The organism is Candidatus Protochlamydia amoebophila UWE25, assembly GCF_000011565.2.
Taxonomy (GTDB): domain Bacteria; phylum Chlamydiota; class Chlamydiia; order Chlamydiales; family Parachlamydiaceae; genus Protochlamydia; species Protochlamydia amoebophila.
Window position 1 is genome coordinate 256,802 of record NC_005861.2, and the last position, 14,942, is coordinate 271,743.

Genomic DNA, 14,942 nt, shown 5'->3' on the forward strand with positions numbered 1-14,942 from the left:
TACTTTTGAAATTCAAAACCATTTCAAATCTATCAACTGATGAATACATCCCTTATTTTTTCTGCTTAAAGTTTTCTTTCTATTGCTAGAAGCTTCGAAACAAATAGGTAAAGAATTTATAAAACCAAACCAACTTTTTTTCAATTACGGGCAAACTGGAGTCGTGTAACTAATAAGAAGAGGTTGAAGCAAAATTTTTTATGTCGCAAGAGATCAAAAACTTAAAGAATGTAAATATGAAAAATTAATATTTTTATATTTTGATTAATAAATTAATTATAAATTAAAATATTATTTTTATTAATATTTTAAGGATGTTTTATGCCTGCTGAGTTTATTAATAATCTTAGTCAATTATTGAAATTTACATTCGAGCCAATAGAAACGGCAGTCATTCCTCCAAAAAAAACTCATGAAGGCCATACATATGTTAAAATAGGGGAAATCAAAACCAATTCTTCCACATGGGTGCGTGTAGCCTATGCCATCAAGGGAATTGCCGCTATGGCTTTTGCTTGTCTATTGTTACCTTTATTATTTCCTTCTTTTCGTTTTTATTTAAGCCATTCCTGGAGTCAATTTTGGAATAGTTCTAAAAATACCAATATTTATTTGAAAGATACTAGTAGATCTTCACAAGTTAGTGGGCTTAATGGTGTTAGTCAAGTAACATCGCTATATCCTCCTTTTTTGGGCACAAACATTTTAGCGCAAGAAGCAAAGAAACTTGAAAAGCAAGGAAGATATTTTGAAGCAGGCCTTTTCTATCAAAAATGTCTAGAAATTGATCCTAAAAATGCTCCTTTGCGAGTTGAATATGCGGAAGTATTAAAAAAACAAGGGGAAGAACACACAAAAGAATTGCGAAAGTTATATGAAGAAGGGATAAAGCTTGCGCCTAACAGTAAAACTCTCCTTTTCAATCATGCTAAATTTGATGTTGAAGATAAAGAGGCGGAAAGAGATTACAAAAAAGCTTTAGAAAAAAATCCTGACAATGTAGACCTGCGAATTACGTATGCAAAGTTGTTAATAAAACGCTATAAAAATTCAAAATCTACTTTGCTAGATGATGGAGAAAGAATTAGGGATGAAGTACTCGATATTTACAAAACAGGCTTACAACGGCAGCCGCATCATCCACTTCTGCTTCTAAAATATGCGAAATTTTTGATAATGCATTTAAATCAAACTCAAGAAGCGGTGGACTGGTACCAAAACGCACAAGTCGATTCTAGTAATATCGACTTCCACACGAGTTATGCAAATATATTGCCTAGATATCTTCAAGAAATGGCTCAAGAGATTTATCAAAGATGTCTGGACCAACAGCCAAATAACGTGCATTTACTTTTAAGGTATGCAGAATTTTTGCAAAACCAATTTTGGCATGCAAATAATGATAAAATAATATTTTATGGTGAACGAGCATTAGCGATTAGTCCAGACTCTGTAGAAGTTTATTTTCGTTATGGAAATTTATTATCCGTAATCGACCCGGCAAAAGCTCAAGTCATTTATCAAACAGGTTTAGACTTACAACCTGACAATTTAAAGCTTCTTGGTAAATCCTTCCATGATGAGACAGAAAATGCACTTAATGAATCTATCCATCGTTATCAAAAAGGTTTAGCAATAAATCCTAAAAATACTGAACTTCGCATCGCTGCATATTCTCATTTAGCTTGTAGAACGAGTCAACAAAAAATTCTCCATTTTTTGGAAGAAGGTTTGGATTTGCAACCGTGCGATCAAATTCTTTTAGAAGAGTATAAATTTGCTTGCGATCAATTACATCAGCCTGAAAAAGCTATTGAAAGATATCAGAGAGCATTTGAAATTGATTCAGATAATCATTATTTTCTCACGGAAATTATCCAAAATTCAGATGAAAATCAACAAGTAAAGTTAATTGAAAAAGCCATCAAAAGACAACCAGACAATCCGCAAAACTTAATCACTTATGGATATTTATTATATGCCAAAATTCAACAAGCAGATGTCATTGACGAAAAACTAATAAACTTATGCCTTAGTCAATTTAGAAAAGCTGCCAAATTAGCGCCGACAAACGGATGTTTAAGAACGAAATATGCTCAAGCTTTATTCTACTTTGAAAAAACTAGTGAGGCTGTTGAACAATATAAAAGGATGATCAATTTAGGCATACCTCTTTCTAGAGAAAGCCGAGCAAAATACATTGAAGCTTTAGAAGAGTTGAAGCTAGAAAAGGAGATTGAAATTTATTATCAAACTTTTTTACAAAATAATCCCAACTTTTTTCTTCATGAAGAATATATTGAATGGTTAACTTGCCAAGATCGAATGCAAGATGCGTTGAATGAACTGGAAAAAACTTTAAATTATCACATACAGTATGACAAGTATGTGTATTTACTACACCATATTTTAATTAATAATGGCAGGATAAGACGAGAAGAAGTAGATGAAACATGTGAAAATTATTTATTAGGAAAAATAGCAGAGCAACCACAAAATACCATTTTAAAATGGTTTTTAGCGCGCTTTTTAGAAGAAAAAAATCAATTTAATACAGCAATTGAACAATGCAAAGAAATTTTAAAATTGCATCCTCACCTTTCAAAAATCCAAGCTAAATATGTGGACCTTTTAGAAAAAAATGAAAATTGGGACGATTTAGAAGCGTATGCAGAAAGTTTAGATCAAAATCATTCTCAAGATACTAGCACGATTTTTCGAATCATTAGTATTTTAAAATATGAAAATGAGATAGAAAGAGTGATTCGATTATACGAAAAAGTACGACCTATTCTATCGAATGCTCAGTTAGAAGATTATGAAGATTGTCTCTTAAGAGGCGATAATAGAACCGTTGCTGTTGAAGCCTTGCACAAATTTAAATGTAAAAAATATCCTTCTGTAGAGAATTTTCAATCTTATGGAACTTTTTTATATACTTCAGACAAATCAGATGAGGAAAAAGCTAATATTTATTTCAGATTACTCTCTGCTTCTGATGAATGCATGCAAAGTGGCATAAAAAATTTATATATTGAGATACTACAAAAGCTTAATAAACAAAAAGATCTTCAAAACTTTTTAGAAAGACTTTGCAAGAAATACCCTACAATAGACTCTTTAGAATATTACATGGATTATTTAAGAGATTGGGCTAATCCTGATGAACACAAGCTTACTCAAATTCAAAATATTCTTATTGAGCTTTACAAAATAGAATTGGATAACTCCAACATGCGAGCCAATTATTTAGAACATTCTGGTTTACGAAGTAGATATTTTAATTTGCTAAGCATAACAGGACAAGAAGATAAAATTTGTAATTATTTTAAAAAAGAAGATGAATATTATCAACATGCCTATCTGACTCAACCGCAACTAATAAAAAGTTATGGTTTAATGCTCAATGACTGGTCAAAGTATTTAAAAGAAGAAGAACAATTTTTCTTAATTCAAAAATCCGCGGATTTATTAGCTCAAGCCCTGGAAAAAGCAGATGCGCAACTTTATTTAGATTTAAAAAATATTTTTCCCAACCAATTACTAAAATTAAATAAATTAGACGAAATCGAAGCTTTTTACCAAAAAGGATTAGTGTTAAATCCCGATTCTATTCCCATGCGATTGGATTATGCGAAATATTTAAAAAACAGACACAACTTTGAAAAATCCTTGGATGAATTCCTTTTAATTATTGAAAAAGAAAAAACATCTTGGACCTGGTATGCTACGAATATATCTACTTACTATCTAGAGGCTGCTCATATATTAGATCAATTAAATAGATTGGACGAGGCGGCGTCCTATTATAAGAAGTATGAAAAGCTTTCTCGACATCAAACAGATGAAAAATATCAGGAATTTAAAAGAAAACAATCAAATTTACTTGATTGTGCAGTAGATTTACCTTAATTCAAATTTTGATCATCGTGCAAAAGTAGGCAATTAGAGAGAAATGCTTACTTTTGAATTTGAAAATGCCTTAAATTTATTGTCTAATAAATAATTTTTTTATTTTCCCATTTAAAGTTTCTTTCTGTTGATTTTATCAAGAGAGTATAGAAATATCGAAATAGATATTTTCACTTATTTTAGAAATATCTCTAATTTTTTAGAGAAGGGCCCAAGCATAGGTATTTAAGGAAATTATGAATCCAAGCCAACTTTTTCAATTACACACAGAATTTGAACCATGCGGAGATCAACCAGAAGCCATTAATCAACTAGTGGCAAGCATTTTGCAAAACAAACGTTCGCAAGTTCTTTTGGGAATTACAGGGTCTGGAAAAACGTTTACAATGGCGAATGTGATTGCCAAGGTACAACGTCCAACATTAATTTTGGCTCATAATAAAACTTTAGCAGCTCAACTTTATCAAGAATTTAAGGCTTTTTTTCCTCACAATGCGGTAGAGTATTTTGTTTCTTATTATGACTATTATCAACCGGAAGCTTACGTTCCTCGGACAGATACCTATATAGAAAAAGACATGTCGATTAATGACAAGATAGACAAAATGCGTTTAAGTGCGACACGCTCGCTCCTTGAGCGTTCCGACGTAATTATTGTTTCTTCAGTTTCATGCATTTATGGCTTGGGCTCTCCAGAGTATTATCGAGGAATGAATTTGACACTTTCTCAAGGACAAATGCGACGACGAGATGATATTTTGCTCCATTTAGTAGAAATGCAATATAAAAGAAATGACTTCGAATTTATTCGATCAACGTTTCGTGTGAGAGGTGATGTACTAGATATTTTTCCAGCTTATGAAGAAGATTTAGCCATTCGAGTTGAAATGTTTGGGGATGAGATTGAGCAGATCAGCGAAATTGACCCCTTAACAGGTAAAGTTAAACGACGCATCGCTTCTATTACTATTTATCCAAGTTCTCACCACGTTACGCCTGAAGAAATTCGGTTAAAAGCGATGGAAACTATTCGAGCAGAACTTGATGAGCGAAGGCAATTTTATGAAACGGAAAAAAAATATTTAGAGTTAGAGCGAATTCAGCAACGGACAATGTACGATCTAGAAATGTTAAAAGAAGTGGGAACTTGTAAAGGAATCGAAAATTATTCTCGTCATTTTAGCATGCGTCAGCCAGGTGCGCCACCCCCGTGTTTATTAGATTATTTTCCTTCAGATTATTTACTTGTTATTGATGAATCTCACCAAACACTTCCTCAGGTCCATGCGATGTTTAATGGAGATCGCGCACGGAAGCAAACTTTGGTCGATTTTGGATTTCGGTTACCTTCTGCTTTTGATAATCGACCTTTGCGCTTTGAAGAGGTTTACGGACGGATTCATCAAGTTGTTTATGTTTCTGCAACACCCGGTGCTTGGGAAGTTCAAGAAGCTGGAGGGGAGATCGTCGAACAATTAATTCGACCGACAGGTCTTTTAGATCCCATCATTGAAATACGTCCTGCATCTGGTCAGGTAGACGATTGTTTAGCAGAAATCCGTTCCCATGTCAGTAAAGGAGGGCGTGTTTTACTCACCACACTCACAAAGAAGCTTTCGGAAGAATTGACGACTTATCTCAATGATTTAAACGTGAAAGCTAAATATCTTCATTCGGATATTGATACAATTGAACGTGTACAAATTATTCGAGATTTGCGTTTAGGGGTATTCGATGTTTTAGTAGGAATCAATCTTTTAAGAGAAGGATTGGATATTCCTGAAGTTTCTCTTGTGGCTATTTTAGATGCCGATAAAGAGGGATTTTTGCGCAGTGAAACTTCTTTAATTCAAACTTGCGGTCGAGCGGCGCGAAATGCAGAAGGTCGGGTGATTATGTATGCTGACAAAATCACTAAATCTATTAAACGAACTCTAGAAATCACAGAATCTAGGCGTGCTCTACAAATGCGTTATAATGAGCAGCATGGCATTACACCCCGAACGGTGAAACGGGAAATTTCTGTATTAATGGAATCTGAAGAAGATCAAGTCACTCATCCAACCAAACTGGAAGAAGAAATTTTTAAAGCAGCAGAAGAGGCGCATCATTATTTAACCTTGGATGAAGTGCGTTTAAAAATTAAAGAATGCGAAAAAGAAATGAAAAAAGCGGCCAAAGAATTTCGATTTGAAGAAGCCGCAGATTGGCGAGATCAGATGCGGCGTTATCAACAAATCGAATTAACATTGGCCTGATTGGCTCAAAGATTAAGCAAGCATTTGGTTAATACTATTTGCTAAATATTGAAGCTCAGTTAGTTCTTCATTGTGCGATTCAGGGACACCAATAATACGTTTCTTACTTATTGAGCACCCTTGATCCAATAAGACTTTAGCTAATGTTGCATTTTCAGGGATGATTCCATCGTAGATAATTTTTGAACTATTCGTCAATTCTTGATAATTAGCGACAGAGGCTGTTTGTAGAATAATTTCGGGAGCTTGTAATGTTTTAGAAGACTCTACACAATCAATATTCCATCCTATGACTTTCACTAAAAGCCCCAAGGCTTTATTGGTAATGAGGCCAGCAGTAGTTGCTAAATCAGAAAAGGTTCGGCTTTTTACCCAGACATATTTTATTCCTGATTTTAATGCGTGGCCTTTCAAGGCTTCTGCTTGAACTCCTGCTCCAATGGAATGTCCATATCCAATAATTTCTTTGGCTGCTATTCCTTTTTCTTGATCTTCTAAAAAGCGTAAGAGCGCTTGATAAGCTTTTGTCATGGCATTTTTATTGGGTAAATTTGAGCTGGCGCCGACTCCCGGATAGTTAAAAAAGATGGCGTTACCATTAATTTGAAAAAGAAGTTTTTTGAATTGTCCATCGAGCAATTTAGTCTCATAAAATTCTGCATTCCCGTTAGAAACTAGCACCCATCTTCCGTTATGCAACGTTTCTTTTTGGCCCATGATCATGGCATCAATCTTATAGCCATCGACTTTTATTGTTAAACGTTTATATTTCCATGAACTTTGGAGATCAATGGCCATTCTTACCTTATGAGCAAAATTTTCTGAACGTTCAAGTAAAGTAGGAGAGGAGGCGGGAAGTAGGGCTATTTTGCCGGCGATAATATGCATGATAGTAAAGGGAAAAATAATTAATGAAAAAACGTCTTTAATAATTCGAATAATTTTATGTTCCGCATTCCATCGATAAGTAGTAGACAAAGCGTGAGGGAAATTAAAGTCTTCCTTAGTAGATGTTATGTAGTCAGAGTGATCATAAAATGCTTGGTTTCCTGTCAGTCTAGTTTGAAAAGAGATGGGCCCATTCATTTTGTTATGTCTCCGTAATTGTTTTTAATAAAAAAATTGTATAATAAAGTGAATTAAATTTCAAAAAAAATATGAATTAATAGTTAAAAATTATTTAATTTTTTAAAATCTATTTCAATTTTTTTTATTTTAATAATAGAAGTTTTTAATCGATTAACTAGTTTCGCTGATTTTTTGATAGTATGGGCTGCATTTTCCTCCTTCCATTATTTGAGGCACTTGGCCGCAGCGTTCAAGTATATTTTTAAAAATATCCAATCGACAGAATAAGCCACCTTTTTTTTGAAGTTCGATTGAATAAAATTTTCATCAACCGCAATGAACAAGTCTATATAAGCTGCACTAAGGCTTAAGTTTTAATACTGATTGATTCCTAGATGACTTAGGAGAATGGATTTTGTTTGACCAAATGGTAAGTTTTTCGATAAAAATCTCCCATTTTTGCCCACAACTGCTCGCTATTAATAAAAACTTTTTCACAGGCAGGAAGACTGTTTAAAAATTGCTTTCCGTATCCTTTTGTAACTAATCGAGTATCTAAACAGACAATACATCCTCGATCCCATTGATTGCGAATCAATCGTCCAAAGCCTTGTTTAAATTTGACAACTGCCTGAGGAACGGAATATTCAAAAAATGGCTCTCCTCCTTTTTCGATAATGGCTTCTGTGCGTGCTTGAATGAGCGGCTCAGTAGGAACTCTAAAAGGAAGTTTGACAATAATGACACATCGAAGTGCATCACCAGCGACATCCACTCCTTCCCAGAAAGAATCTGTACCAAATAAAATGGCTCGATCTGTCGTTTTAAATTTATGTAATAACGTCTGCCTCGCTTCTTCCCCTTGTTTAAATAAGACATATGCATGCTCATGCATACGAGCTGATAATTTCTCCGCACACTGTTGCAACATAGAGTAAGAGGTGAAAAGGACAAAGGCTTGTCCACGGCTAGCTTGAATAGCTTTCCAAATGTTTTCAAAAGCAATCCAATTAAAATCTGGGTGCGATGGGGGAGGCATATCCGTGGGAACAGCTAGTAGTGCTTGTTTATGGTAGTCGAAAGGAGAATCATAAATATATTCTTCAATTTGTCTATAAGGAAGGTGCTTATCGGTTAATCCTAAACGCTTACGAATAAACTGAAATTGTTGATTAGAAGTTAATGTCGCGCTACATAAAATAACGGTAGGAAATTTGCTAAATACAAATTCAGCTAGCGATTTCGAAATGTCTAAATCTGCATCTACTAAGTGTACATTGATTAAAGATTTCAATTTGTGAGCTTCGATCCAACGCACTTTATTGGGTGAAGAAGGGGGCAAAATAAAGTGATTAAGCAAAGAAATTGAAGTTTCTAGCCGATTGGCAAGACCTTGAATATCTAACCGAATACTTTTAGTTTGTTCTTGCAATCGTTCATTTTCAATTAATTTAAGTTCAGCCTCTAAATTAGTAATGTTTAGACGATAGTTTTTAAGAGAATCGATAAGCTGACTAGCAGAGGGATGAATTTCCTCTTTCCACTTTGTGTGGTTCATATGTTCGTTCAAAATGCGTAGTTTCTGCTCATTTAAAGACACTTCTTCGCCTAATAACCGAGAGGCAGGGTTTTTGATCGCTTCAATAAAGTGAGCAAAGGCATCAAATGTTTGGTTAATTTGTTCATGGATGACATGGCGAAGAGCAGGTAAATCTATTGTCAAGCGCATCACGATTTGACTAATTTCTCGCGGTGGAGTTTTATTATATAAAAGTTGCAGTTTCTCTTTTAAAATAGGAAGTTTACCTGGTTGTTGACTATGCCTTTCAGAACCTAAGCGACCCATTGTGCGCATCAACTCAATACGATGTAAATGTGAAGCAAAATATTCTGTAGCAATATCTTCAACATGATGAGCTTCATCTAAAATAATTCTGCGATAGGTGGGAAGAATGCTTGTTTCGCTGTAATTGGCAGTGTCTGCTCGGCGCATAAGATCAGCAAATAAGAGGTGGTGATTCACAATTAAGATGTGCGCATCTTGTGCTTGGCGTCTAGCTTTAAAAAAGAAACATTGCTGGTAATGAGGACATTCATGATGAGAGCACGCTTCATTTTCTGCTCCAACTTTCTCCCAAACAGAATGAGTCGGAGCGAAAGAAAGTGAAGAGCGCGATCCATCAACTGTTTGTTGGCGCCAAGCCTCAATTTTCTCAATTTCTTGGGCTTCTTCTGAAGAGACAATGCTCATTTCCATCTGAACATCTTCTAGTTTACGAATACAAAGATAATTATGCATTCCTTTAACAAGTACCGCTTTCAAATTCAAATCAAGTGCGTCTAAAAGGTTTGGAATGTCTTTTGATAAAAGCTGCTCCTGAAGAGTAATGGTATTGGTCGAGATGACAGTGCGTTCATTGAAACGTGCTGCCCAAATTAAAGCCGGAATCAAGTAAGCTAGACTTTTACCTATTCCTGTTCCAGCTTCGATGAGAGCAATCGAATCATTATTGTACGCCTCGATAATATTTGTCATCATCTGCTGTTGCTGGGGACGAAATTCAAAGCCTTTTAAGCTATTAGCAAGTAATCCATCAGGTTTAAGAAGTGAAAGAATTTTCTCTGATTGAAGACCTCGGCTTTGTAATTGAGAATGAGACATATTAAAAATGGAGCCTAAGGTTACAAGACAAATATCCCCTCTTTTATTAAGAGAGGATATTAATTTATTCTGCTTCTAATAAATCAAGGAAGGCTTTGAGTTGTTTAGAACGGATAGGGTGTCGCATTTTGCGTAGAGCTTTTGCTTCAATCTGGCGGATACGTTCACGAGTAACATTAAACTCTACACCTACTTCTTCCAGTGTTTTAGGTTTACCATCTAATAAACCAAATCGTTGAATAAGGACTTTTCGTTCTCGATCACTAAGTGTTGAGAGGACTTCTCCCATCTTATCTTTCAAAATTGAATAACCCGTTGCTTCTGCAGGAGAATCAGCTCCCGTGTCTTCTAAGAAGTCTCCGAATTGACTTTCACCTCCATCACCCACTTCGGCTTGAAGTGAAATAGGATGTTGAGCAATTTTATAGATTTCTCTCACCCTTTCGGCAGTAATTCCTAGTTCTTTAGCTAATTCTTCAGGACTTGGCTCGCGACCAGTTTCCATCATTAATTTCTTTGCGCCGCGTAAGACTTTATTAATTGTTTCAATCATATGAACAGGAATACGGATGGTACGGGCTTGATCGGCAATAGCCCTTGTGACAGCTTGTCTGATCCACCATGTTGCATAAGTAGAAAACTTGTATCCGCGACGATATTCAAATTTTTCGACGGCTTTCATGAGCCCCATATTTCCTTCTTGAATGAGATCCAAGAAAGAAAGGCCTCGATTTGTATATTTCTTAGCAATAGAAATAACGAGCCTTAAGTTAGATTCTACCATTTCCCGTTTAGCTTCTTGGCTTTTATCCATCCAGCGTTGAAGCATTTTCACATCTTTTTTGAAATCATCTAAAGATCGCCCTGCTGCAAGTTCTCGTTTGTTGAGTTTTCGTTGAGCAGCGGCAAGCTTTGCACCAGCAAACTTATTTCTTTCCGCACGAGGTGTAAGTTCCTGAATTTCCTTTTCTAGGAAAAGGAAGCGATCATAAGCACGTAGAATAACTTCGACGAAATCGTCGATGATATTGTGTCTTAAATGCAGTCGGCGTAGGTAGGCTTGCATGCGGATACGACATTTTTCAATGTCTTCAATTAGCTTTAAGCGGTCATTCTTTTTGATATTAGGATCATTAATTTGCTCTAATAATCTTTCTAAAATGAGATCTTCTTCTTTTAATAACTGACATATTCTAGGAAGCAGATTCATGAATTCTTGTTTATTCACGACTTCTTTTTCGGTAATAGATTTATCAAATCGTTCTTTACCAGTAAGAAGATAGTTAGCTATAGCAATGGCTTCAGAGGTTGCGTACCGAAAGCGTAAAATAATGCGTTCAATTTGGACTTGAGCTTTTTCAATGCGTTTAGAAATTTCAACTTCTTCTTCCCGGCTTAAAAGAGGGACCGAACCCATTTCTTTAAGATACATGCGCACCGGGTCATCAGGAGATCCTTCTGATCTTTTTGGCATGCTTTCTAATTCTTTCGCTTCTTTCTTGCGCTCTTTTTGACGATCTACCTCAGATTGGTTAAGAACTTGAATGTCCATTCCGCTAAGGAAAATCAGGATCTGATCAATTTGATCAGCGGAATCAAAAGACATAGGGAGAATTTCATTGATCTCCTCATAAGTAATAAAACCTTGGTCTTTTGAAATAGCGACAAGCTCATCAATTTTTTGCTGATGTTGTTGAGAAAAATGATTTTTGAAGTTCGTTTTGTTCATGCTTTCCTAAAGTAGAAGAAGTAAGAAATACGAGTAAGTTTAACAAATTTGCCTTTTTAAAGCGAGTTTTCGCTAAGCTCAATAAAATTTGCTTATTTGGCATTAGATAAAATAATCAAGGTTGTGCGAAAAATTTCAGATTCGAACGTAATAAATCAAACATTCATATTTAAAAATAATGGTGTATTTTCAATTTATCAATTTTGAAAAATATCTTAATAAATCTTTTATCATGAATTTTGAACATAATGAAAAAATTATTAAACTCGAATATACTTTGAAATTTCTCTAAAGCTGTTAAGTTATGCAAGAAATCTATTTTATCACAAGGATTATCCATTAATTAATGAAAGTTTTAGATGATAAAATTGTTTACTTGAATGAAAATTATCTTGGTGGTTATGCAAATTTATGCGTTAAATGAAAAAAATGAGATTATTCATGCTTATCATGCCCATAAAAAAGTAAACTATCGATGTATTGAATGTAATGGTCATCTGCGATCTAGAGGAGGTGCGCTTCGCCAACGCCATTTTTATCATTTAGAACCTAATCGAGCTTGCCATCTTCATCGGAAAGGAATCATCCACATACATATTCAAAATCATTTCTATACTTGTTTGCCAAAAGGAGATTGCCAATTAGAATACCGGCTGCCTGAAATTGGTCGTATTGCTGATGTTGTATGGCTATCTAAAAAAATAGTTTTTGAAATTCAGTATTCTCCCATTACGGCTGAAGAATTAAGCAAACGGAATCACGATTATCAGAAAATGGGATGGTCTGTCGTTTGGGTTTTACATGACAAACTTTATAATCAATTTCGTTTGAGCGCCGCGGAACAAGCTCTCCGGTTTTTACCTCATTATTTTACGAATATGGATCGTGAAGGAAAGGGAATTTTTTATGATCAATTTGATTACATACAAAATGGTTTACGTTTATATAAGATGTCTCCATTACCCGTTGATTTTTCAAAATTTTCCTTGATTAACGCTCAAGAATTAAAAGAAGATTGTCTTTATCTTATTAAACAAAGAGCGAAAAATTGTTCTTATTATTTCTTCGGTGATTTAATCGACTTAGGTAATACGTCTTCTACAAGCGCTTATTACCAAAAAGCACAAGAAAAAGAAAAAGCTCAATTAGTTCAAGCAAAACAAAAAAAAATGAAGTATTTATTGAAGAGGATAAAGAGAAGAATTGAGCAAACTTACCAAAGTATTTTTCGTTTTTTGCTTGAAAAAGTTTGTCATTAGGATCTTTTAACATTCAAAGGCTAACAAAAGAATTATAGGCAACTATTATATTGGCTTTTATCTATAAAAGGAAAGACTCTTACATCGAGGAATAATGAAAAGATATATTAAAGGGATACGAAGAAGGGTTAAACATTTCCAAAATAGAATAACAGATGTTTATCAAGCCCTATTTGCAAATCAAAAATCTAGCCTTAATCGCTACTGCGATGCTTTCCCTCATCCTCAAAATGCTTTAAATATTTTCCCTGATGATTGGCGATCTTGTTTTCCACCCCCATTTCATGAGCTTCAAGCTGGAGAAACACCTTTATTTGATGACTTGGGAGTCAAATGGTGCATAAATCTTTTAGGAGGTGTTGAAAATAAAAAGGTATTAGAGTTAGGTCCTCTTGAAGGAGGGCATACGTATATTTTACAAAATGCAGGAGCTCAATCTATTGTTTCTATTGAAGCGCATCCTAGAGCCTATTTAAGATGTTTAATAGTTAAAGAGGTGTTAAAATTAAATCGGGCTGAATTCCTCTTCGGAGATTTTATGCAATATTTGCGGCAATCTTCTGGCCAGTTTGATCTGGGTTTGGCTGTGGGCGTTCTTTATCACATGCAACAACCTGTTGAACTTCTTGCCAAAATGGCAGATAAGTGTCCGCAGTTATATGTTTGGACTCATTATTATGAAGAAGAACATTGCAAGAAATTCTTATTAAGAAAAAGATTTGGAGCCGCGACTTCAGCCACTTACGAAGGATTTAATTACTCAACGTATCTCTATCGATATGGTTCAGCTAGAAAATGGTCCACGTTTATTGGGGGACCGGCTAATACAAGTCAGTGGTTAACTAGGGAAGATATACTTAATTGTTGCTACCATTTTGGCTATAACCGTATTGATATTAATTTTGACCAGCTGAACCATCCTCATGGACCTTGTTTTTCTTTTGTGGCTCGGAAATTCTGAAGTGGAAAAATAGTTTCGAATTTAATTTTTCGGCTCCAATGCAGGCAAGGTTGTTCAATGTAATGATAAAATATGTGAGCAACCGCAAGACTTGGGAGAGTACCCATTATAAGAAGAATAGAAGCTGGGATTTCGTTAATACCTGTATTTAAAGCATAGGAAATAAGACTGATCAATTTAGTCCCGACGCACCAGTGAGTCAAGTATAAGCTATAAGAAATCTTACCTAAGTATTGAAAGGGATAAGAGCTTAAGTAGCTGTGGAGTTTATTTTTCTTTATGCATAATTGAATAGATAAAGCGACAGCTGAAGTGATCAAAATATCTTCATTTTTTCCAATCACATAAAAAAGAAGCATGGCAGTAAAGAATAAAAAAAGCTGAAATTCGGATACTAAGCTCAACATCGCCCAACAAAGCAAAGAACCAATAAAAAAGCTATACCAGAAAGGCAGAAAAAAACCAGGTAATTCCAAAAATAATCCTATATGAGACATCTGCATGAGGGATAAGATGAATAAAAACCAAAATAAACCTGTTGCATATTTTGTAGAATAGTTGAATTCAGAATGATTCATTTGAATATTTAAAGATTGTACAGATTTAAGAAGAAAAACGAAGACAAAGTAGAATTGAAATTCTAAGGCAAGTGTCCAAGCAACAGGTAAAATACTTTTTAACTCGAAAAAATTGTGAATATAAAAAGCATTGAGAAACAGGTGCTGGTAGCTAGGTACATACTCTATCCCTCTTTGAAAGAAAAAGGGTCCGGCTAAAATCAGCCCAGTCAAAATGAGTAAAGCTGCCCAATACGGGGGATCTAAGCGAATAGATCTCCGAATAAAAAAACGAGCAATGAAAGGAAAGGTAATAATGTTTTGTCTAATGCTATAAGCTATAACGAAACCGCTCAAGACAAAAAAAATGTTAACTCCTATATGTCCATGTGGCAATATTTGATTAAGAACCCAAGAAAATTGATTAGTAGACCTTTCATTAATGAGCGTATGAAAATGAAGGAGAACGACCCATAAAGCTGCTATTCCTCTGAGTCCATCCAAAAATTGAAAACGATCACTTCCTTGAGTCATGG

The 14,942-nt window shown here is 34.8% G+C and carries 8 protein-coding genes; 4 read left to right on the forward strand and 4 right to left on the reverse strand.

Annotated elements, in window-relative coordinates:
• Positions 1-321 precede the first annotated feature (321 nt).
• Positions 322-3,912, forward strand: a complete 3,591-nt coding sequence (locus PC_RS00850; RefSeq protein ID WP_011174723.1) for a tetratricopeptide repeat protein — start codon at positions 322-324, stop codon at positions 3,910-3,912.
• Positions 3,913-4,148: 236 nt separating this feature from the next.
• Entirely contained in the window at positions 4,149-6,170 is a 2,022-nt protein-coding gene (gene uvrB / locus PC_RS00855; RefSeq protein WP_011174724.1) for an excinuclease ABC subunit UvrB, read from the forward strand.
• A gap of 12 nt (positions 6,171-6,182) precedes the next feature.
• Here the strand turns inward: uvrB and PC_RS00860 are convergent, their stop codons facing one another.
• The 3 genes from PC_RS00860 to PC_RS00870 form a co-directional block, all read right to left on the reverse strand.
• Positions 6,183-7,256: a CPn0927/CPn0928 family alpha/beta hydrolase fold protein gene (locus PC_RS00860; RefSeq protein ID WP_011174725.1), complete on the reverse strand. Its 1,074-nt coding sequence runs from the start codon at positions 7,254-7,256 to the stop codon at positions 6,183-6,185.
• Positions 7,257-7,638: 382 nt separating this feature from the next.
• Positions 7,639-9,900 carry an ATP-dependent DNA helicase gene (locus tag PC_RS00865; RefSeq protein ID WP_011174726.1) on the reverse strand — a complete coding sequence of 754 codons (2,262 nt, stop codon included), beginning with the start codon at positions 9,898-9,900 and terminating at the stop codon, positions 7,639-7,641.
• 64 nt (positions 9,901-9,964) lie between these two features.
• Entirely contained in the window at positions 9,965-11,629 is a 1,665-nt protein-coding gene (locus PC_RS00870; protein WP_011174727.1) for an RNA polymerase sigma factor, read from the reverse strand.
• A gap of 401 nt (positions 11,630-12,030) precedes the next feature.
• Here PC_RS00870 and PC_RS00875 point away from each other — a divergent pair, with 401 nt between their 5' ends.
• Positions 12,031-12,888 (forward strand): competence protein CoiA, encoded by an 858-nt coding sequence (locus PC_RS00875; protein WP_052278618.1) that lies wholly within the window; start codon positions 12,031-12,033, stop codon positions 12,886-12,888.
• A 94-nt stretch (positions 12,889-12,982) separates the two neighbouring features.
• On the forward strand, positions 12,983-13,849 hold the full coding sequence (locus PC_RS00880) for a class I SAM-dependent methyltransferase (protein WP_011174729.1): 867 nt from the start codon (positions 12,983-12,985) through the stop codon (positions 13,847-13,849).
• Here PC_RS00880 and PC_RS00885 read toward each other — a convergent pair.
• A complete protein-coding gene (locus PC_RS00885; protein ID WP_011174730.1) occupies positions 13,810-14,940 on the reverse strand; it encodes an acyltransferase family protein in 1,131 nt (376 codons plus the stop codon). The genes PC_RS00880 and PC_RS00885 overlap by 40 nt on opposite strands.
• Between the last annotated feature and the right edge of the window lie 2 nt (positions 14,941-14,942).

Excerpts from the sequence above, each read along its gene's own strand:
- PC_RS00870 (WP_011174727.1), bottom strand. The coding sequence starts at position 11,629 with ATGAACAAAACGAACTTCAAAAATCATTTTTCTCAACAACATCAGCAA.
- PC_RS00880 (WP_011174729.1), top strand. The coding sequence starts at position 12,983 with ATGAAAAGATATATTAAAGGGATACGAAGAAGGGTTAAACATTTCCAA.
- PC_RS00885 (WP_011174730.1), bottom strand. The coding sequence starts at position 14,940 with ATGACTCAAGGAAGTGATCGTTTTCAATTTTTGGATGGACTCAGAGGA.
- uvrB (WP_011174724.1), top strand. The coding sequence starts at position 4,149 with ATGAATCCAAGCCAACTTTTTCAATTACACACAGAATTTGAACCATGC.
- PC_RS00850 (WP_011174723.1), top strand. The coding sequence starts at position 322 with ATGCCTGCTGAGTTTATTAATAATCTTAGTCAATTATTGAAATTTACA.
- PC_RS00875 (WP_052278618.1), top strand. The coding sequence starts at position 12,031 with ATGCAAATTTATGCGTTAAATGAAAAAAATGAGATTATTCATGCTTAT.
- PC_RS00860 (WP_011174725.1), bottom strand. The coding sequence starts at position 7,256 with ATGAATGGGCCCATCTCTTTTCAAACTAGACTGACAGGAAACCAAGCA.
- PC_RS00865 (WP_011174726.1), bottom strand. The coding sequence starts at position 9,900 with ATGTCTCATTCTCAATTACAAAGCCGAGGTCTTCAATCAGAGAAAATT.